This is a genomic window from Geosporobacter ferrireducens, assembly GCF_001750685.1.
Taxonomy (GTDB): domain Bacteria; phylum Bacillota; class Clostridia; order Peptostreptococcales; family Thermotaleaceae; genus Geosporobacter; species Geosporobacter ferrireducens.
This window is the reverse complement of sequence record NZ_CP017269.1, coordinates 3,836,146-3,856,838: the sequence shown is the minus strand read 5'-3', so window position 1 is coordinate 3,856,838 and position 20,693 is coordinate 3,836,146. Positions and strand designations below refer to the sequence as shown.

The following is a 20,693-nucleotide window of genomic DNA, read 5'->3' as shown; positions in this document are numbered from 1 at the left end:
GCGAGAAAGGAGAAAAATATGCCGACAAAGGGTGATAATACAAAGCAGCTTATCAAAGATACGGCCAAGCATTTATTTTCCAACAAGGGATATGCCAGCGTTACTATGAAAGATATTTGTGACGCTTGTAACCTAAGTCGAGGCGGGCTATATCGGCATTATAGTTCAACTAAGGAAATTATGCTTGAAATACTGACAGATGATAAAGAGGAAATGAAAAAATTATTGGAATGCTCTTTTCAAAAGAAAGTTCCTGCCGTACAGCTATTTGATGGCTTTTTAAATATGATACGGGCCGATATACAGAACGGCGCGAATCGGTTTTATTTTGTAATCCATGAGTTCGCTTTCGTTGAATCTGAACAGAATGAATATATGGAAAACCGATTTAACAGTGCAGTTCAAATGCTTTCTATGCTGTTAAACTATGGAAAGAGAACATTGGAATTTAAAGAATTTGAAACCAATGCTATTGCTACTCACATTGCATTTTTCAGAGATAGTATTGTAACATCATCTATCTCATTGCATTTATCCAATGATCTCATTGACCAGCAGTTAAAATTAATTAAGGATATGGTGATAAGAAATGAATCCGAATAACTTTACGCCGATTGATTTACAAACATGGCCTTTGGCCCAAATGTTTTACTACTACACCCAAATGGCCCCTACAACTTATACTGTAAACGTTTCTATGGACGTTACGATACTAAGAAAAACCTTAAAAGACAAAGAAATGAAATTTTTCCCGGCTTACTTATATCTTGTTACAAAAGCCATTGAAAAACAGCCAGAGTTGCGTATATCAAAGCAAGATGATATACTTGGGCATTGGGATTTCCTTACTCCTGCATACCCCCAATTCCATGATGATGATAAAACAACATCTTTATTGTGGACAGAATATTGCAATGATTTTATGACATTCTATAGCAATTATATTGATGATACTAAGAGGTATGGGGATAGCCATGGAATCTTATCCGCCAAAGGTATTCCTCCTGCAAGTGCCTATATCATCTCTTGTATTCCGTGGTTCACATTTAATAGTTTTTCTCTCCATAATCATGGAATTAAGGATTACTATGTCCCTTCCTTAGAAGCAGGAGCTTTTTATGAAAACAATGGGAAGATTTTAATGCCGCTATCTATTACAGTACACCATGCAACAACCGACGGATACAGCCTAAAAGTTTTCTTTGAGGAGTTACAGCAATCAATGGATAATCCCGAAGAATGGCTGGCACTATAATGCACATATAAAATAGCCACCAGCAACAACGGAAATAAAAAAAACCGTTGTAATGGTGGCAGGATAATTGTGCGCCAAATAGGAATACATCTAGCAAAGCAGCGGTTTTGAATAACATCAAAGCCGCTGTTCTCTATTTATTAGAGGGCTTGGTAATATGCGCCCTTTTTGGGTCAAGCGGCTTTGGGAATGGAGGTTTCCATGTATCCGAAGTCGCTTTCCTGTATTCATGAGGAGCCGTCACCGCATAGTGACGGCTTAGCATAGCTGATGTTCTAAGGCTATATAATTTTAAAAAATCATATCAAAAAATAGGCGGCTACTGTGCCCATTTTTCATACGACACCGTTCGAGTATTTTCTCGGATAGGTGTTTTTTTATTTGTTGGTCTTGTGGACAAACTTCCTCGCAACTTCGGGCCAAGTTGGCCCGAAGTGCCATATTGCCCTGGCTGTCGTTCGCCGCCTTGCTCCATTCAATTCTGGAAGCCCGTAAACCTAAAAATTGAATGGAGGATTAACCGTGATAACTGTAAATTTGAAAGACCTTTACTACTGGTGAAAGGAAGATGTTTTCGTAGAAATTACGGAAGAAATGCTGGAAGCCATGAAAGCCGCTGACCGTCAGGAATCCGCATACAAGCGGCGTACCTATTACCACCGGGCGCACTATACATTAGACATGGGGGACGGTATTGCGAATGAGTGCGTTACCAAACCCGAAACGCCAGAGGAAATTTACATCAAGGAAGAAACGACACAGGAAATCGAAGATGCCATTGAAAATCTGACCGAAGCACAAAAACGCCGTTTAAGACAGCGGTATTTTGAGGGCATGAAAATTCAGCAGATTGCAGACATGGAGGGAGTAAACCACTCGACCATATGCTATTCGCTCCGTGCTTCACTCAAGAGCCTCAAAAAACAAACACAGATAAAGCGTTTTAGGGAATAGCACCTTGTCCCCGCACCGCCGCTTCTGCGCATAGCGGATCGGCGGCGCACCACGAAAAAGCGGAGTGTGGCCACAAGCCACGCCCCGCTTTTTCTCAGCCTGTTGGAGATGGGGTTGCGCGAGCAAGACCGTTTCCATCAGGCCGGAACCCGCCCGCAGGCGGCGTTCCCCCTTGGAGAGCCCACGGGACACTTTGCCGCGAAGCGGAAAGTGTCAGAGTGGGTCATATACTTCACAGAAGTATATGACCGTGCCTTGAATTTGATGTTCGAAGCCTATATCTTGTTCAAATAATCTTGTAACGAATCTACTAGTTTTCCAATATGTATCCCGTCTACAAAAGAATGGTGTACCTGAACGGAAAAAGGAAGTATCTTCTTCCCGTCTCTGTCAAAATATTTCCCCCAATCAAATAATGGAGTAGAGTTATCTTTTTTACCGGAATTTGTGTGTGAAATATGAGTATATGATACCCATGGCATAGGCGAAAATTGAAATACATCATTGCCCAATGGTCCCGTGAAATAGTCTTTTTGATTTGTAGCTTTTTGGGCCGCTACAGAAATATAACTTGCTAGAGTGTCCTGCATGTCAACATTAACAACTTTGAAAAGCTCAGTATTCTTATCCAAGTAGGTAAATGCTGTATTAATCCTATCGTAAAGCACAATTTGGCCATCGAGGAAACGATATCGAAATTCTTCTATGTTATTCGCACATTTTGAAACTGCAAAGATAAGGGACAAAGTAAAGGAAATTTTTTCTGCCCGGACTTTTTCCAAGAAATTTGTAATATCTAATTCAAAGGTAACACAATAGGAGGGTTCTATACTGTTTCTGAATATTTGACAGTGTAAAGCCCTTTTCCATTTGCTTTCATCAATTATCTCATACGTATTTCCCATAATATTTGTCTCCCTTCCTTGATACCTGATATATAAATAATGCACATAAAATTTATATTATATATAATACAACATTTCCCTCAATTTCACAATCCCAACCCACTTCGGGCCAAGTTGGCCCGAAGTCACCGAAAGGAGTTTTTTATACAGAAAATCATTAAAAATGGAAATATCGATACTGTCGCTATTCAGATGGAAGAACATACTACCACCCGCAAAATCGGCAATACGACTTTCCTTGTGTCCTCCCGCTTCAAAGAGGGCAAGGAGGGCGATATTGTATCCACCTTTGCCCGTTTGGTTCAATATGACGCTGACAGGCCGGACAAGGTTTGAAACAGAGAATTTACCCCCGCGACAACCATGACAACAGGCGGCAAAGGCGGTATAATTAGAGTATACATTACCGTCTGTTGGCTGTCGGAAAGAGAGGTCACTATGAAAAGACAGCCTGACAAAAAGATTTATTTATACGGCAGGTTAAGCCATGAGGACGAATTGCAGGGCGATTCCAACAGTATTATTAATCAGCGGAAAATCCTCACCAAATACGCCGAGGAAAACGGCTTTACCCCTTACGAGTTCATTTATGATGACGGTTTTTCGGGAGCCGATTTTGAAAGACCGAGCTTCACAAAAATGATTGAGGAAGTGGAAGCCGGGAATGTGGCAACGGTCATAGTGAAAGATATGAGCCGCTTCGGGCGCGATTATCTGAAAGTCGGCTTCTATACGGAAATCCTGTTTTCAGAAAAAGACGTTCGGCTGATTGCGGTCAATGACAATGTAGATATCGGGCGCGGGGAAAACGATTTTACCTCTATGATGAACCTGTTTAACGAGTGGTATGTTAAAAATACCAGCAAAAAAATCCGTGCCGTATGGCAGGCTAAAGGGAAAAGCGGTGAACGCCTTGCCGTTATCCCGCCCTATGGCTACCGCAAAGACCCGGACAACCCGAAACAGCTTGTCATTGACGAGGAAAGCGCCGCCAATGTACGCCGGATATTCCGACTTTCCGTGGATGGCTATGGCCCCGCGCAGATTGCCAGTTTGCTGAATGATGAACATATCCTCAATCCCAGCGGCTACAAATACGAACATGACATTGTGAAGAAAGCCCGCCCTTGCAAAGACCCGTATTTCTGGAATACCACAACGGTACATAAGCCGGAATACCTGGGGCTGACCATCAATTTCAAGACATGGTCGAAGTCCTACAAGGACAACCGCCCCCGGCTGAACCCGCCCGAAAAACAGCTTGTATTTGAGGACACCCACCCGGCTATCATAGACCCGGAAACATGGGATATTGTCCGCAGTATGCGCCAACACAAACGCCGTGCCCCGCGCTATGGCAAGTCTGGCCTGTTCTCCGGCGTGGCCTATTGTGCCGATTGCGGCGCGAAGCTGTACTTCTATACCCGGTCTATCAAGAATAAGTGGGGAACGCGCTATGAGGGTTCGTATAGCTGTTCGGAATACCGTAAGGACGTTCAGTATCAGGGCAAGCGGAAATGCACCTGTCACTTTATCCGGGAGAGCCAGTTGGAACAGCTTGTGTTAGAGGAATTGCGGGATTTGCTCCGCTACATTCCGAAGCATGAAAAGCAGTTTGCAAGGGTTGTTATGGACAGGAGCGCACAGGAATACAAGCGGGAAACAGCGGCGAAGAAGCGAACCGCCGAGAAGCACCGCTGCCGCATTGCCGAGCTTGATACTCTCATTGAACGGCTCTATGTGGACAACGTTTCCGGGAAAATCACAGACGAACGGTACGAGAAAATGTCCGGGAAGTTTGAAACGGAACAAGAGGAATTGACCCCGGCAATCGTCCATGAATTTATTGACCGTATTATTGTCCATGAGCCGGAACAAGCCAGAGGTGACCGCCGTCAAAAGGTAGAAACCATCTACAACAACATAGGCGCGGTTGACCGCCTTTCCCTGATGGGCTTAGGGACGTAAAACAACTGAATATTGGGCATTGTGCCGTTACTTTAACGCCGCCGCCCGCCATGAGTTTATGCTTCCTTTAGGATACTGTCCTAAATGGCAGGATTTTTCGGTTTCCAAAAGGGAATAATAAACAACATATCAAGTACTACAATAGAGGTAATCAATTATGATTAATAAACAAGATTGGACTAAAAGAGTTCAAGAACTATCATTATTTTAGACCAGTTTTTATATCAAATGGTAAATTTATATTTTAAAAATGTTGTATTATCAAGTTTTCAAGATGTAATGTTTCATTCTATATTTCTAATACTTGTTTCGTAATATGAATAGCATTGTATTCGGAAGTTGAGCCTATTAAAACCAACACCCTTAATCAAGATTAAAAGTGTTGGTAGAATTTACAATTGCTCAATTTCCGAAACATAATATAGAACGAAGCCGCGTCACCACTGCCTATGGGATTTCAATATTTTTCATCCTCCATAAAGGACCAATTTTCATATTTTCGTAGTAGAAACTTATTAGTTTCAGCCTTACTATATTAATATTTTACACTATTTTCCTATAAAAGGGTATAGTTCCCCCCTCCCCCAGAAATATTGATTTATGCCGTTTTGATTTCTCTTTCTGGCGGTGAACAATTTTTAGGAATTGGCTTTTCTTTTGTAAGCATTTTTCCCTTTTCACAGCAAGGACATCTAGTAATATCTACACCTGTTAATTTTAAAAGTAGCTCTGCTACACTTAGCTTAACTACGGCGTTATCATCTTTCCTTAAAACGACACCCATCATTACCTTGCACTTCGTAATCTTTATCTTTCGATTTCGATTGCTTAAAATCCCATAATGTCTAATTTTTACAAATCTACTGGGTAGAATATGGATTAAAAACCTACGGATGAACTCCTCAACAGTAAGAGTCATAAGTTTTTTCTTGTTTCCATCACGATAGTTCCTCCAACGGAATGTAACCTGTCCATTATCAAGCTTTACAATTCGATGATTTGAAATGGCTACCCGATGGGTATAGCGTCCAAGGTACTCAAGTACGTGCTCCGCACTCTGAAAAGGAGGTTTGCAATATACCACCCATTCCCTTTTGTACAATTTACCAATGAAGTATTTAAACTCCCCTACATTCTTAAGAATTTTAATATTTCCTACAAGCTTCAACTTTTTCTCAGAATAAATACGTTTAAGATAATACAGGAACTTACCACGAAACTTTCTTGATAAAACCTTTACTGGAATGAAAAAATCTTTTCTCGCACTGATCCACCGACTACCGTCATGGGACAGTCCACCCCCAGGAACAATACAATGAATATGAGGATGATCCATTAAATTTTGTCCCCATGTATGGAGAATAGAGATAAATCCAATCTCACCACCCAAATATTTTGCATCTCTACCTAGTTCCAGAAGGGTTTCCGATACTGCTTTAAAAAGAATGGAATATATTTCTCTTTGGTTCAATAGGGTCATGAAATTTAATTCTTCAGGCATGGTAAATACTACATGAAAATACCCTACGGGTAACAAGTCCTTCTTTCTGTTTTCAATCCATCTTTCCTTTGTGAGAGTCTGACACTTAGGACAATGCCTATTCCGGCAGGAATTATATGAAACCCTTATGTGACCACAGCTATCGCACTCATCAACATGCCCGCCAAGGGTATGGGTTCTACAGGACGCAATGGCAGACATCGCCTTTAATATATGATTGGGCAATCTATGTTTTTCCCTATAGCCCTGTCCATATTGATTGAATATATCTTGTAGCTCAACCATTATTTACACCTGTTAAAGAGTCTAGGGGACTTACTATATTTAACAAATCCATTCTTCTTAAGTGCAAGTAAATGGTTGTGGTATTGATGGAAGTATGACCAAGAAGTCTTTGAATGTAGCAAATGTCGGTTCCTGCCTCCAAAAGATGGGTAGCAAAACTATGTCTTAGGGTATGTACAGAAGCATTTTTCTTAATCCCAGCTTTTTCTTTAGCCTCCTCAAATATCCTTTGAATGGTACGTGCAGTAATTGGACTTTTGCCATCTGCGCCCATAAACAGATAATCACCAGGGTGATATCGCATCCAATATTCTCGTAGAATATCAAGATTGGTTTTGGACAAAAGTGTATATCTGTCTTTTTTGCCTTTTCCACAGCGAACAGAAATTTGCATGTTCTTACTATCAATATCAGAAACCTTAAGTTTTGCAGCTTCGCTGACTGTAAGACCTGCAGCATAAATAGTCATAAGGATTGCTAAGTGTTGATATGAATAAAGTGGCATCTTTTATCAAGATACCACTTTATTTTTATATTCTCAGTAGACTTAAAGGGGCCAGCAACCACCGCGGTCAGCGGTTTAGTTCTTTTCTCATATTATGTCATGCATTTTTCATGCAAATAGGTCTCAGGACAATTCTCACATCTAGAATACCTTTGCAAATAAACGAAAAAGGATGACTTTATCATCCCCTTCATCTATTATCATAATTTTTCTCCCTTACCCCTGTCGCTTATACACCAAAGCTATCGAGCCATCTTCGAAGCCTAATCTTCTGTAGAAGCCCTCATTCCTCGTATCTCCTCTTAACATATATGTAACCTGGTTACTATGCTCTAATATCTTATTGATTAAAGCCTTCTCAATACCTTTTCTTCTATATTCTGCATCAACCACTACATTATTGATTTGCCCGTTAAATACATAATCTGTTGTACATCTGGCAGATCCAACCATAACGTCTTCATCCCATGCGGTAACTACGATTTGAGAATTATCTACCATTGCTTTTAATCTATCCCTATCATTCGTTTTATCCCTCCAGCCTACCTGATTAAATAAGTCTATTAATCTATTGTAATCAACTTTCTTATCCCTATGATATTTAATCATCTTAAAGACTCCCCCTTTCATTTATTGCTGTCTAGCAAATCATTATCTTTTTTCTATTCTGCTCTTTAAAAATATGGTGTTGATTTATCCAATCATGCCATAGGAGGATTGGATCAGCATAATATACTGACTCTACAAATTTATTACTCCTGATTATCTTCAGCTGCACCATCTATACTTTGCGTTGCTTGTGGAGCGGTTCTAATAAGCCCCTCATGGACATTCCATATCAATTTTTCTCTATTCTTGTCTTTAAAATAAACATTTTCGATGTGGGTGGTATCTACTGCTATCCTTATATAAAAATCACCCCAACGGTTTATAAACCCTAACAGTGTATTATGCTTTACGCCTACATAAAGACTTCTATCCTCAACCACATAAATATGCCCTACGTAAGCTGATGCACTGCTTGTTGTTCCTCCCTTAATGCGAAGGATGTCATTCTCAACAGAAACCATTTCAGCATAAAGGGAACTTGGAGAATCACACATAGAAAAGCCAAATACCCTCCATCCATGTCTCGACAAAGTAAATAACAATATACCTGAAATAAAACCAATTCCAACTATTTTAAAGAACTTCTTCATTTTTTTACTCCTCTACCAAGAATAGTGGACCCATAGACCACAGTTTTCTAAAGAATATGATAATTATCTTCTAGTCTATTCTTATTATAATATAGTTCTCAATAAAATTCCATTTTTAGAACATCCTGTGACAAAAAAAAGTAATGGGGCTTTTGATATTCCCATTACTCTTTTTTACACCCTATATTTTTGGATAATTTTTTCTGCTGCCTTGATCCCGTCTACCGCCGCAGACACAATCCCCCCTGCATACCCGCCACCTTCACCTACGGGATAGAGACCTTTCACATTTAAGCTCTCCAGAGTTTCTTCAAAGCGCTCGATCCGTACCGGAGCTGAACTCCGTGTTTCCACTCCAGTCATCAGAGCATCTGCCAAGGCAAATCCCTTTAGCTTTTTATCCATTTCCGGAATTGCCTCTTTCATCGCTTCTATTACAAAATCTGGCAGGCATTTCCTAAGATCTGTGGGTGTTACACCTGGTAAGTAAGATGGCTTTACCATCCCAATTCTCTTACTCGGCACACCTTCAAGAAAATCCTCTACACGCTGCACAGGTGCATGGTAGTTACTTCCACCCAATTTAAAAGCTTCTCTCTCCCAGATCCGTTGAAACTCCATACCCTGAAGGGGGTGACTGCCGCCAAAATCTTCCGTGTTTACCTGAACCAAAAGGGCACTATTGGCATTTTCTCTATCCCTGCTATATTCACTCATTCCATTGGTTACGACCATCGCTTCTTCTGAATTTGCCGCAACCACCATTCCCCCTGGACACATGCAGAAGGTATATACCGCTCTCTCCTTTGTACTTTGGTAGGTTAACCGGTAGTCTGCAGCACCTAATCGAGAATGCCCTGAAAACTTTTTATATTGGGATTGGTCAATCAATTCTTGAGGATGTTCAATACGCACTCCGATAGAAAAGGGTTTTTGGCGGAGCTGTACACCTCGTTGATAAAGCATTTCATAAGTATCCCTTGCGCTATGGCCTATGGCTAAAACTACGTTTTCTGTTCTTATCCATTCCTGACAATTCACTTCAACTGCTTTGATTTTTCCCCCCTCAATCAATAGGTCGGTCACCTTGCTATCAAAGCGAATATCTCCACCTAGTTTTTTCATCTCTTTCCTAATGTTTTTAACCACGTCCTTTAAAATATCTGTTCCGATATGAGGCTTATAGGAATATAAGATTTCCTCCGGCGCTCCTGCTTCTACAAATTCCTCCAGTACCTTCCTTACGCGCACATCCTTGATTCTTGTCGTTAACTTTCCATCAGAAAAGGTTCCGGCACCCCCTTCTCCAAACTGTACATTGGACTCCTTTTGAAACTGCCCCCTTAACCAGAAATCCTCCACATCTTTACTTCTGGCATCTACATCCCTTCCCCGTTCCAGCAGTATCGGCTTATAACCTCGCTGTGCTAATATCAGTCCAGCAAACATACCTGCCGGACCCGTACCGATTACGACGGGCCGATCATTCATCGGGATTTTTCCGCTTGGTATTTCTTTATAGCTGTAAGAAGGTGTTTTTATAAGGTTTTTATGCTTTTTTAAAACTTTCCCTTCATCCTTCAGAGAAACATCTACTGTATACACAAAAAAAATCTCATCACCTTTTCTTGCATCGATAGATTCCTTATAGATTTGATAAGATAAAAGTTCCTGGGGTTGTATTCTGAGCTTTTTTATAATTTTTTCTTTTATATTATTTAAGTCTTCTTCAATGGATAGCTTAATTTCATTTACGCGAATCATCTCTATTCTTCCCTTCTTGTTGTCATCCTCCATATTATACCACAAGCTGAAACAAAAAAATCTGCTTAGAAAATAGAAGAGCAGTCTGGATCATTCCAGACTGCTCGGATAATTACATGATAGACCGGATAAATACAATTAGGATCGCTACCGGTGCCACAAATCGAACTAAGAAGCTCCAGATAGGCGCTAATCCAAAACGAATCCGTCCGTTATTGGTAGCCTCAAAAACGGCTTTATCAATTCCCCAGAACCAGCCTACAACAAGACACAGCATCAGACCGCCTAATGGCAGGAAGATATTGCTGGCAATAAAGTCATAGGTATCGAAGAAACCCCGCTCTCCCAAAATTTGAATATGGGCCCAAGGTCCGTTGGATAGCGATGCCGGAATACCCATCAGGAAGATAACAGCACCTAATGTCATCGTTGTAATCTTCCGGTTCCATTTCCATTCGTCTACTACATAGGCCACGCACACTTCCAATAGAGAAATCGATGAGGTGAGGGCTGCAAATAATACCAATGTAAAGAAAATGAGTTCAAAAATTCTTCCAAGGGGCATTTGTGCGAAAACCGCCGGCAGCGTTACGAACATGAGTCCGGGTCCTTGTCCAGGTTCAAATCCGAAAGCAAATACAGCGGGCAGAATCGCCAATCCTGCTAATAATGCAACCCCTGTATCCACCAATGGGATAACGATTGCACTTTGGGGAATGTTTTCCTCTTTGCTAAGGTAACTTCCATAGGTAATCATACAGCCCATTCCTAAGCTTAAAGAGAAGAATACTTGTCCTAATGCATCGAGAACTACGCCTCTATTGATTGCAGAAAAGTCAGGAGCCAGAAGGAAGCGTACGCCTTCGGATGCACCTTCAAAGGTCAGAGATCTGATCGCAAGGATAATCATCATAATAAATAAAGCAGGCATCATGATTTTACTTGCTTTCTCTATTCCTCCACTAATTCCGCCAAATACAATAGCCAATGTTAAAACCATAAAGATTCCATGATACAGTATCGGTTCTACTGTGCCCCCTACCAATTGACCAAACATGTCTCCCAGCGCACCGGTATCTGTTGTATGAAGTGCACCGGTGGCTGATTTTACCACATAATTAATTACCCAACCGCCAACTACACTATAGAAGGATAAAATTAAAAAGCCCGCTAATACCCCCAGTACACCAACCCAGGTAAAAGCTTTGCTGATTTTTCGATAAGCTCCAATAGCATTTAATTGAGTGTGTCTGCCCAATACCAATTCTGCCATCATCAAAGTAAATCCAACCAGGAACAAAATGACAAAATAAACTAAAACAAAGGCGCCCCCTCCGTTTTTTCCTGCCATATAGGGAAACTTCCACAAGTTACCCAATCCTACCGCTGATCCTGCGGCTGCAAGGATAAAGCCTATTTTGGATCCCCATTGCTCTCTCTGGCCGTTTGCTTGATTAGAATTCATCCAATTGACCTCCTTTTTCTTTTTTATTGTAGTATAAATGCTAGTGTGTTCTGATATAATATCATAAAATTCTCATAATTCCTATATATTTTTTGAAAACTATATGCAAAAAATGTATTGTTTATATAAATTATTTTACACATGTAAAAAGCAGGCTTTGATTAAGCACTGCTTTTTCGCATATAATCTAATCCTATCATTTATCGTGAAGCTGTATTTAAAATCCTCTGCCGGCACCTCCGCCACCAGAACGGCCGCCACCTCCGGAACTTCCTCCTCCAAAGCCTCCGCCGCCAAAACCGCCGCCGCCACGGCCACCTCTTCCACCATAAAGGAACATTCTGAAAAACATGCCCATGATGAAACCGCCGAGAAATCGATAGTCCAACCACAGCAAAAACAGGATAAATAAGATTCCTAAAATACGAAAGATAGAAGGAATCCCTCTGCTCTCAGGAATCGTCTGACTTATAGGCCGTTGATTGATTTCTTCAGGCCGATAGTTTCCTAGAATTGCTGCATTTTCATAACCATATTCTCTGTTTGTCTCCTGGCTCAGCAGGTAGAAGGCCCTGAGCAATCCATCGGAATAGCTGCCCTGAGACAGGGCTGGTACAGCAGCATCCAGGATTTCTCCTGCCTTGCCGTCGGGAATGGCACCTTCTAAGCCATAACCCACTTCAATCCACACGCGGCGCTCTTCCAAAGCCAGAAGCAGTAGAACCCCGTTATCATAATCTTTATTTCCAATTTTCCATTTTTCAAAAAGTTCAACCGCGTACTGATTAATGTCCAGCCCTTGAAGATTTGGTACTGTGGCCACTACGATCTGAGGCTTTTCCTTCGTCTTTTCATAATTCAGATTGGCATTCAAAACGGCATTTCTTGTCTCTTGGGACAATACCCCGGCAAAATCGGCTACATAAAACTCCCTTGTAGGCTCCGGATATACTACGTCTGCAAAACTACTGATCCCGCTAAAAGAAATCAGAATCGCGAGAAAAAGACTAATCCACTTGAATTTTTTCATTGATTCACCGCCTTTCGGGGGTTATATGTCTAGTAAAGCTGACATTCAGCGGGACGACGCAAGGCCGTCCTCTACACATGCTATAAAAATGAACTGCAGTATAGCTAAATGAACTTATTTTTATTGTTTCTTAGAAATTTACCCTCGGTGCTTCTTGGGCGCCTTCTGCAGCCTCAAAATAATGTCTTGTTTCAAAGCCCATCATTCCTGCAAATAAATTTCTTGGAAAAGTTTTGATTGCTAGATTATAGGTTCTCACCGCCTCATTATATCTGTTTCGTTCCACATTAATACGGTTTTCCGTACCTGCAAGTTCATCCATCAGCCGGTTGACTGTACCGATCGACTGTAGCTGGGGATAATTTTCCATTACCACCAACAGTCTTCCTAAAGCACTTTCCAGCTCGTTAGATGCAGCTACCCGCTCATCCACAGTGCCGGCTCCTGCCATTCTTGCCCGTGCATCCGCAATGCGGCCAAATACCTCTTGTTCTTGTGCCATGGCACCTTTTACAGATTCTACCAGGTTGGGTATTAAGTCAAATCTTCGCTGCAAGCTGCTTTCAACAATAGCCCATTGGGCATCGACCTGTTCTGACCTTGTAACCAGTGTATTATAGGTACTGCCATATAGTCCTCCTAATACCAAAAGGATTACTGCGATTACTATGATAACTTTCAATGTTCCCTTCAAGTTCATCCCTCCTAAAACAAATTTACTACTACTCATTTTTTAGAATACCCATAATATTATTCTACTAGACTTCAATTTATTCATCAACCCCGGCCCATACAATCTGCAAGTTCTATAAAAAAGGCACAGATGGAATTTCATCTGTGCCTTTTTAAAGTTTTCTTAATTATTTTCTGTACCGTTCATCGATTTCACACATTAATTCTACCTTAGGTGCAGATCCTCCGCCTTGAAACTCTGAAGCCAACCATACATCTACCAGTTTTTTAGCTAATGCAGCTCCCACGATCTCAGCGCCCATGGTCATAATTTGGGCGTTATTGCTTTTTCTTGCTCTTTCTGCAGAATACACATCATGACAAACTGCTGCCCTTATGCCGGGAACCTTATTGGCTGTAATAGCCATACCAATTCCAGTACCGCAAAGAATGATTGCTCTTTCATAAGTGCCTTTGGAGACTTCTTCTGCGATTTTCAGAGCAACATTTGGATAAAGTACACTTTCCCCTTCATGACTGCCAAAATCTTCATAGTTAATTCCCATACTATCAAGATGCTTCATGATTTCGACCTTTAGCCCATAAGCATTTTGATCGCATCCGACTGCTAACTTCATATTTACCAACCTCCTCTAGATAGACTTATTTTCTATGGTCGTTTTGACAATCTGACTGAAATCCTCTGGATTTAGGCCAAATCTCCCTACAAATAATCCGTCAACATTTTCCTGTTTTGTCAACAGGTTTGTATTGTCTCGATTTACTGAACCTCCATAAATGATGCGAATGGCTTGGGCTACATCTCTTCCATATTCCTTTTCTATGATAGATCGAACATATCCGTGGATATTTTCTACATATTCCGCCCCTGCAGCTTCTGCTTTTCCGATAGCCCATACAGGTTCGTAGGCTAGAATAACTTTCTTCATTTCTTCAATCGGCAATCCATTTAATGCCCATAAGACCTGGGTATGAAGCCGCACATTCCCTACATGCTCCCGTTTATCCTCTTCTGTTTCTCCGATGCAAACTACGGGGATCATATCGTACTCCAGCGAAAGCCTCACTTTTTTATGGACGTCCTTATCGGTTTCACCAAACGTTGCACGCCTTTCTGCATGACCAATCTCGATATAGCTGCATCCAAGTTCCTTTAAAATCAGTGGTGGAACCTCTCCGGTGTATGCACCCTTATCCATCATACATATATTTTGTGCTCCCCATTTGATATTTCCTGTTTCCAATTTCTTTGCAATCATAGGAATCATCGGATAAGTCGGAAGGATAAACATTTCAACTTCTTTGACGTATCCAACTGATCGGTAAATGCCTTCTACCAGTTTCTCTCCTTCTTTCATAGAGTGAATGTGCATTTTCCAGCTGGTACCCACAATTATTTTTCTCATGAAACCTTCCCCTTTACTGGAACAATCACTGACCCAAAGACCAGTGATTGCTCCATGATGAACATTTTATTGTGGCATATTTTTATAAAACATTTCTAAAATGATACAGCTTGAAGCAGATCCTGGATCTACATGTCCAATGGCTCTTTCACCTAGCCGCATTGCCCTACCCTTCTTAGCAATCAGTGGAATGGTAGATTCTCTCCCGGCTTTAGCACTATCCAACATTTTTTCAAAGGCAATCTTCGGCGCTACACCATCTTCTACCGCTTTTGTTAAAGCATCCAAGGCAGGTCTTAGGGCATCTACCATGGTCTTTTCGCCTACAACAGCTTTTCCCCGCATTTCAACAGCTTCTATCCCAGCCTTCAGCATATTGCAGAATTCATTGAAATCTACAACATCTTTACCACCGGCCGGCTCTCCCATTTTCATAAACAAGCTGCCGTATAAAGGACCAGCAGATCCGCCCACTTTTCCAAGCAGTGCCATACCAATCTTTTTAAAAAGGATGGTAAGGTTTTCCTTCTGCCATTCGCTAAGATTTTTGCTTACTTCCCTAAAGCCAATACTTAAGTTCAAGCCGTGATCCCCATCTCCTATAGCAGAATCCAATCCTGTCAAATAATCTCTCTGCTCTTCTACTATGGCAGCCAGATCTTCAATGACCTTTACAAAATATGCTTTGTCCAGTACATAGCTTTCATACATTGACAGTCCCTCCTTTGCTGTGTTTTATTACTTCTTGAAGCCGTTTATTTTTGTACAAAATAGGGTGTGTCACAAGGATAATCCAACAACTGCTTTAACTCCTCATCTAATTTCATTAATGTAACAGACATACCGGCCATATCCATAGAAGTTGCAAATGGACCTACAAAAGACTTATGAACCTTAATTCCTTTTTCCTCCAATATTTGAGCAACCCTTCTATAGCAAATGTGTAAATCCAATATCGGTGTAGCACCCAAGCTGTTTATCAATACGCTCACTTCATCGCCGGATGCATAGGGCAGATCCGGAAGGATGTGTTCCATGATTTGATCAATCACTTTATCGGCAGGTTCAATCTTTCCTCTTCTTACTCCTGGTTCTCCGTGAATACCCATTCCGATTTCCATATCTTCTTCGCCCATCTCGAAAATTGGCTTTCCTGTAGAGGGTAGTGTAGCAGAGGATAATGCAACTCCCATAGATCTTGTATTATCATTTGCTTTTTCAGCAGCAGCCTTTACCTCATCTAAATCTGCTCCCAAAGCAGCTTTTGCAGCAGCAATCTTGAATACGTAGAAATCTCCTGCAACACCTCTTCTATCTTTGATTTCTGTGGAAGATACCACGTCATCAGTAATCAATACGGTTTCAACGCGAATACCATCCATAGCAGCCATTTCTGCGCCCATATCAAAATTCAAAACATCTCCAGCATAATTTCCGTACATATATAAGCAGCCTTTTCCTGCGTCAACTGCTTTTACAGCATTATAACATGGTTCTGGAGATGGGGAAGTATTGATGTTACCGATTACAGCAGCATCTGCGAATCCTTCTCCCACATAACCCAGGAACAATGGCTCGTGTCCGGAGCCTCCACCGATAATAATTCCTACTTTATTTTCAACAGGAGCTTTTTTGCTAACAACCACTCGGCCATCATGCTCCAATAGTTTCACATATTTTTCATGGGCTTTTACATACCCTTCCAACATTTCCTCTACCACATCGTATGGATCATTAATTAATCTTTTCATTCTTTTTCCCCCTTTTTCTTATTTTACAGAGTTTTCCTTTGAAGCTAAGCCTGATGAAGAAATAGCTTATTACAACTATAACCAGTTTACTTTTAATTTGGTTATAGTTTGTAGCGTTTATAAGACAAAGGATAAGATTAGAGCACCTAATGTACCGCCAAGTACTGCAGAAATAATGGTAGGCATTGCCTTGCTAAGGCTAGCCCCTGAATATACGGCTCCCGCCAATAATCCAAAAGCAGCTGCCCATGCCATATCAATCCAAGCTTCTCCTGATTGGTAAATCAATCCTACGCCATGGTTAAGTGTCCAAGTTGTTCCAACAATAAAAGCTGCTGCAAACCACCCACCTGCTGGACCAAAGGCTTCTACCAACCGCCCCCAGCACATGCTGATCATAAATGGAAATATAAAACCACCAACAAAGGTTGCTATCATTAATCCAGGTGTCATTGATTAACCCCCTTTCACTTTCTTAATAATACATAATTGGTCTACGCTTCTTGCTTTGATTCCTCAGCTTGCTTCGCTAAATCTTTTTGGAACATAACTGCTACAATACCACCTGTCATACCCCCTAGAACCACGATCACCAGCGTTGGTATGGATTCTATTAATGGTGTAACAGATCCTGCTAGGAACACATCTCTCATTGTACCGCAGATTGCAATACCCATAGCCATGTCTACAAATGCACCTGGGTTATCGATAATACCAATAAAGTGATTCAAAAACCACATGATACTAATAATCACAAAGGCTGCAAACCATCCACCGATAAATCCATACGCACCTGCCAAAGCTCCCCATACACTCATAACAAACATTCCCGCAATGGCAAATCCTACAATTGATCTAAACATTCTCATCTTGTCCCCTCCCTTCATTTATAATTATTTTTTAGATTGGCACTTCATGCTTTTTTATTTAAAAAATTTGATATTTATTAGTGCATGCAATCATTATGCCAATAATCTAGATTTGTCTGCTTACGATCTGCAGGGAGCTTTCCTATATTTTCTGTAATTCAAGCAAATAATCTTAGGGGAATTTTTCCCCGTGGGGAATTTTTCCTCGTGGGGAATTTTTCCCAAAATCAAATTTCCCAACATTTCTCCCCGATTTATAGTATTCCTAGCAATTCCTCAAGCGCCTGTTCTTCATCCTCTCCATCAATGGATAAAGCCAACTTCTCGCCTTTACCTAAAGCCAGGCTCATTAGATTTAGAATACTCTTTCCAGATATTAATTTTTCGTTTCTCTTAATATAAATCGTACTTCTGTACTTGTTAGCAATCTTCACAAACTCACTTGCCGGTCTGGCATGAAATCCATCTTCTCTTTGAATTGTAACTTCCATCTCAATCATGCAGGAATTCCTCCTCAACGGCTGTTATATTTTATTTAAGTCTTTGCTTGCTATTGCAGTCTGTATAATATCCTCTACATCATCTGTAATTGTAGCTTGTATAACCGCTGCAATTACACCTTCCACCAGAGGAGCGTTTACGATGGTAATTTGTTTTTTGATTTGATCATCCACCAAATCTATAGCTAATTCGGCATTCATAATAGCACTTCCCAGGTCTGCAAAGATAAGTACAGGCCCCTGGTCATAAGCCGCTTCAATAGCAGCTTGTATTTTCAAAGGATTCGTTCCAATTCTGCCTTCATCAGCGCCCCCAGCCTCGATGATTCTGACCATTCCATTATTCATTTGTTCCGCAATATCCTTTATTCCTTGAGCAACCTTTTCACTGTGAGAAACGATAACAAGACCCAACACGATCAGCACCTCCTTTATTTATCATATTTATGATTTCTAAATTTCCTTTTACCCCTAGGCTAAATAAATGCAAACATCATGCCATCAAATTCCGTATAAGCAAATTCCTATAAAAAAAGCCCGGTTTCGCTCCGGGCTTTAAATCAGGTTATACTTTCTGGCTTTTGCTGCAACTGTTTTATGAGTAATTCCTAATGCTTTTCCTGCACTATGAAAGCTCTTGTGCTTTTTTAGAGCTAAAGCTAATAATGCTTTTTCTACTTCTTCCAAGGTTGGAATTTCATCGTCTTCTTCTTTGACCGCAACAGCTGTTTCTCTAAAACTTTTTTCTTCTTTATCCACCCCTATATAAGCAGGCAGATCTCTTACTGTAATAATCTCTTCTCTAGAAAGGGTTAATATTCTTTCAATAACATTTTCTAGTTCTCGAACATTACCGGGCCATCCGTAGGCTTCCATGTAAGATAGTACTTCCTTTCCAATTCGTTTTTTCTGCATTCCGTATTTGCTGCATATCTTCTCAATAAAATGCTCCACAATAATCGGGATATCTCCCTTGCGCTGTCGCAGCGGCGGGAGCATTACCGGTATTACATTCAGCCGATAGTACAGATCGTTACGAAAGGCTCCCTGTTCAACCATTTCCTCCAAATTACGGTTCGTAGCCGCTATCACCCGTACTGATATGGGAATTGTTTTAGTTCCACCAACCCGTTCAAGCTCTCTCTCTTGAAGTACGCGTAGCAGTTTTGCTTGCATTTCCTTGTCCATATCTCCAATTTCATCTAAAAAAATTGTTCCCTCATCTGCTAACTCAAATTTACCTAGTTTTTGTTTCACTGCACCGGTAAAAGCCCCTTTTTCATATCCAAACAATTCACTTTCTAGAAGATTATGGGGAATTGCTGAGCAATTGACCCGGATAAAGGGTTTATTTTTTCTATTGCTGGCATAATGTATCCCTTTTGCTACTAGTTCCTTTCCTGTTCCACTTTCTCCTCGTATCAACACCGTAGCATCGGTTTCAGAAGCCTTAGAGGCAACAGCCAATGCCTCTAAAAGCACCCCGCTTTTTCCTACAATAATATCAAAAGATTTGTTAATTTCGTGTTTCTTACTTAACTCTTCCTGTAGATATTTCGTTTTAGCTGACAGTTCTTCTATTTTTTCAGCCAATCTTTTGATCTCCGTTATTTCTTTGGATACGGACACCACCCCATTCATTTCACCATCAATGATGATGGGACTTACATTAGCAATGATTTCTGTCCCATTTCCTTTTCGTATGATTCTACCAAATTGAGGTGTTTTTTCTTTTAAAACTTGCATTCGAATACCTGCTGGAGATATTTCACCGATATTCTTATTCACCACTTCTTCTTGTTGAATCTTCATGATCCTTTCATAAGCAGGATTCACATAGGTAATCGTGCCATATTTGTCTAGCATGCAAATGGCATCATCTACGTTTTCTAATATGTGCTGAAATCTCTGCTGCAAGTCCTGTACACTTCGTAATTCTGAAGATAGGTTTTCCAACTCAGAAATATCCTGAAAGGTAGCAACTGCACCGATAATCTTTCCATCAGCAATGATAGGCGTTCGATTGGTCACAATGGTACTGTTGCCGATCTTTTGTTTAAAAGCGATTTGCTCTCTGCCTGTTTTCAATACCTCATACAGTTTTGAAGTATCAATGATATCATTCGCTTCCTTGCCTAGAGCCTCCTTGGCACCTATCCCTGTAATCCGCTCCGCTGCTTTATTAAATACGCTAATTACGTTATTGTGATCTACAACAATCAGTCCATTTACAATACTGTCAAAGACTTTTTCACTGGCAAGGGTATTATTCTGAATAATATTATCAATCTCATCTAAATTACACTGTTCCAATAAAAAGGCTCCCCCTAAGAAGCGTGAAAATTCATCAACTGCTTCTGAGGTGTGATCGCTGTCGCTAAATACGTGAATGGTTTCTCCCTCAACAATCTTCATGGAGACCAAAGCCAGCATGCTGTTTCCTGGTATAACACTATTATCTCTATCTCTTTTAATAAACAACTTACATTGATATTTTCTCATAAGATCTTGACACTTCTGTACAATCATTGCCGCAACGCGTGTATGAATACCCTTTTTATATGTAATTTTTACCTGGATTTCTTTTCTCATGATAATCTCCCCCAATTAAAGCTAAGTCCCTTTTGTTTAAATATTCTATCT

Annotated in this window: 22 protein-coding genes; 4 read left to right on the top strand and 18 right to left on the bottom strand. The window is 40.7% G+C overall.

Annotation, left to right across the window (positions count from 1 at the left end; translation table 11 throughout):
* Positions 1-18 precede the first annotated feature (18 nt).
* The 3 genes from Gferi_RS18140 (at position 19) to Gferi_RS18130 (ending at position 2,209) form a co-directional block, all read left to right on the top strand.
* A complete protein-coding gene (locus Gferi_RS18140) occupies positions 19-603 on the top strand; it encodes a TetR/AcrR family transcriptional regulator (protein WP_069978989.1) in 585 nt (194 codons plus the stop codon).
* Positions 590-1,255: a CatA-like O-acetyltransferase gene (locus Gferi_RS18135; protein WP_069978987.1), complete on the top strand. Its 666-nt coding sequence runs from the start codon at positions 590-592 to the stop codon at positions 1,253-1,255. The genes Gferi_RS18140 and Gferi_RS18135 overlap by 14 nt, the downstream gene beginning before the upstream one ends.
* A 594-nt stretch (positions 1,256-1,849) precedes the next feature.
* Positions 1,850-2,209 carry an RNA polymerase sigma factor gene (locus tag Gferi_RS18130; RefSeq protein WP_083273628.1) on the top strand — a complete coding sequence of 120 codons (360 nt, stop codon included), beginning with the start codon at positions 1,850-1,852 and terminating at the stop codon, positions 2,207-2,209.
* A 275-nt stretch (positions 2,210-2,484) separates the two neighbouring features.
* Here Gferi_RS18130 and Gferi_RS18125 read toward each other — a convergent pair whose 3' ends face one another.
* The gene (locus tag Gferi_RS18125) at positions 2,485-3,114 is read right to left on the bottom strand and encodes a CatA-like O-acetyltransferase (protein WP_069978985.1); all 630 of its coding nucleotides are present in this window, start codon (positions 3,112-3,114) and stop codon (positions 2,485-2,487) included.
* Positions 3,115-3,552: 438 nt separating this feature from the next.
* Between Gferi_RS18125 and Gferi_RS28630 the strand changes: the two genes are divergently transcribed.
* Positions 3,553-5,082 carry a recombinase family protein gene (locus tag Gferi_RS28630; protein ID WP_069978981.1) on the top strand — a complete coding sequence of 510 codons (1,530 nt, stop codon included), beginning with the start codon at positions 3,553-3,555 and terminating at the stop codon, positions 5,080-5,082.
* Between the two features lie 598 nt (positions 5,083-5,680).
* Here the strand turns inward: Gferi_RS28630 and Gferi_RS18110 are convergent.
* The 17 genes from Gferi_RS18110 to Gferi_RS18030 all read right to left on the bottom strand — a co-directional run bounded on the left by Gferi_RS18110 (position 5,681) and on the right by Gferi_RS18030 (position 20,642).
* Positions 5,681-6,868: an IS91 family transposase gene (locus Gferi_RS18110; protein ID WP_069978979.1), complete on the bottom strand. Its 1,188-nt coding sequence runs from the start codon at positions 6,866-6,868 to the stop codon at positions 5,681-5,683.
* Positions 6,861-7,373: a tyrosine-type recombinase/integrase gene (locus Gferi_RS18105; protein ID WP_069978978.1), complete on the bottom strand. Its 513-nt coding sequence runs from the start codon at positions 7,371-7,373 to the stop codon at positions 6,861-6,863. Before Gferi_RS18105 ends, Gferi_RS18110 begins: the two co-directional genes overlap by 8 nt.
* A 216-nt stretch (positions 7,374-7,589) precedes the next feature.
* Positions 7,590-7,982 carry a GNAT family N-acetyltransferase gene (locus tag Gferi_RS18100; RefSeq protein ID WP_069978976.1) on the bottom strand — a complete coding sequence of 131 codons (393 nt, stop codon included), beginning with the start codon at positions 7,980-7,982 and terminating at the stop codon, positions 7,590-7,592.
* Between the two features lie 143 nt (positions 7,983-8,125).
* Positions 8,126-8,572: a hypothetical protein gene (locus Gferi_RS18095; protein WP_069978974.1), complete on the bottom strand. Its 447-nt coding sequence runs from the start codon at positions 8,570-8,572 to the stop codon at positions 8,126-8,128.
* Between the two features lie 174 nt (positions 8,573-8,746).
* Complete coding sequence (locus Gferi_RS18090) at positions 8,747-10,336, bottom strand: NAD(P)/FAD-dependent oxidoreductase (RefSeq protein ID WP_069981503.1); 1,590 nt, start codon at positions 10,334-10,336, stop codon at positions 8,747-8,749.
* A gap of 112 nt (positions 10,337-10,448) precedes the next feature.
* Complete coding sequence (locus tag Gferi_RS18085) at positions 10,449-11,801, bottom strand: sodium-dependent transporter (RefSeq protein WP_069978972.1); 1,353 nt, start codon at positions 11,799-11,801, stop codon at positions 10,449-10,451.
* 217 nt (positions 11,802-12,018) lie between these two features.
* Positions 12,019-12,831, bottom strand: coding sequence for a TPM domain-containing protein (locus tag Gferi_RS18080; protein ID WP_069978970.1), 813 nt, complete (start codon positions 12,829-12,831; stop codon positions 12,019-12,021).
* Between the two features lie 130 nt (positions 12,832-12,961).
* Positions 12,962-13,525, bottom strand: a complete 564-nt coding sequence (locus Gferi_RS18075) for a LemA family protein (protein WP_069978968.1) — start codon at positions 13,523-13,525, stop codon at positions 12,962-12,964.
* 166 nt (positions 13,526-13,691) lie between these two features.
* A complete protein-coding gene (locus Gferi_RS18070) occupies positions 13,692-14,141 on the bottom strand; it encodes an RpiB/LacA/LacB family sugar-phosphate isomerase (protein ID WP_069978967.1) in 450 nt (149 codons plus the stop codon).
* Between the two features lie 15 nt (positions 14,142-14,156).
* Entirely contained in the window at positions 14,157-14,930 is a 774-nt protein-coding gene (gene tpiA / locus Gferi_RS18065; protein WP_069978966.1) for a triose-phosphate isomerase, read from the bottom strand.
* A gap of 66 nt (positions 14,931-14,996) precedes the next feature.
* Positions 14,997-15,641, bottom strand: coding sequence for a dihydroxyacetone kinase subunit DhaL (dhaL, locus tag Gferi_RS18060; RefSeq protein WP_069978965.1), 645 nt, complete (start codon positions 15,639-15,641; stop codon positions 14,997-14,999).
* A 44-nt stretch (positions 15,642-15,685) separates the two neighbouring features.
* Entirely contained in the window at positions 15,686-16,681 is a 996-nt protein-coding gene (locus Gferi_RS18055) for a dihydroxyacetone kinase subunit DhaK (RefSeq protein ID WP_069978963.1), read from the bottom strand.
* Between the two features lie 117 nt (positions 16,682-16,798).
* Positions 16,799-17,134 (bottom strand): Lin0368 family putative glycerol transporter subunit, encoded by a 336-nt coding sequence (locus Gferi_RS18050; RefSeq protein WP_069978961.1) that lies wholly within the window; start codon positions 17,132-17,134, stop codon positions 16,799-16,801.
* 41 nt (positions 17,135-17,175) lie between these two features.
* Positions 17,176-17,550 (bottom strand): Lin0368 family putative glycerol transporter subunit, encoded by a 375-nt coding sequence (locus Gferi_RS18045; protein ID WP_069978959.1) that lies wholly within the window; start codon positions 17,548-17,550, stop codon positions 17,176-17,178.
* 254 nt (positions 17,551-17,804) lie between these two features.
* The gene (locus tag Gferi_RS18040) at positions 17,805-18,050 is read right to left on the bottom strand and encodes an HPr family phosphocarrier protein (RefSeq protein ID WP_069978957.1); all 246 of its coding nucleotides are present in this window, start codon (positions 18,048-18,050) and stop codon (positions 17,805-17,807) included.
* Positions 18,051-18,074: 24 nt separating this feature from the next.
* Positions 18,075-18,467, bottom strand: coding sequence for a dihydroxyacetone kinase phosphoryl donor subunit DhaM (dhaM, locus tag Gferi_RS18035; RefSeq protein WP_069978955.1), 393 nt, complete (start codon positions 18,465-18,467; stop codon positions 18,075-18,077).
* Positions 18,468-18,605: 138 nt separating this feature from the next.
* Complete coding sequence (locus tag Gferi_RS18030; RefSeq protein WP_069978953.1) at positions 18,606-20,642, bottom strand: sigma 54-interacting transcriptional regulator; 2,037 nt, start codon at positions 20,640-20,642, stop codon at positions 18,606-18,608.
* Between the last annotated feature and the right edge of the window lie 51 nt (positions 20,643-20,693).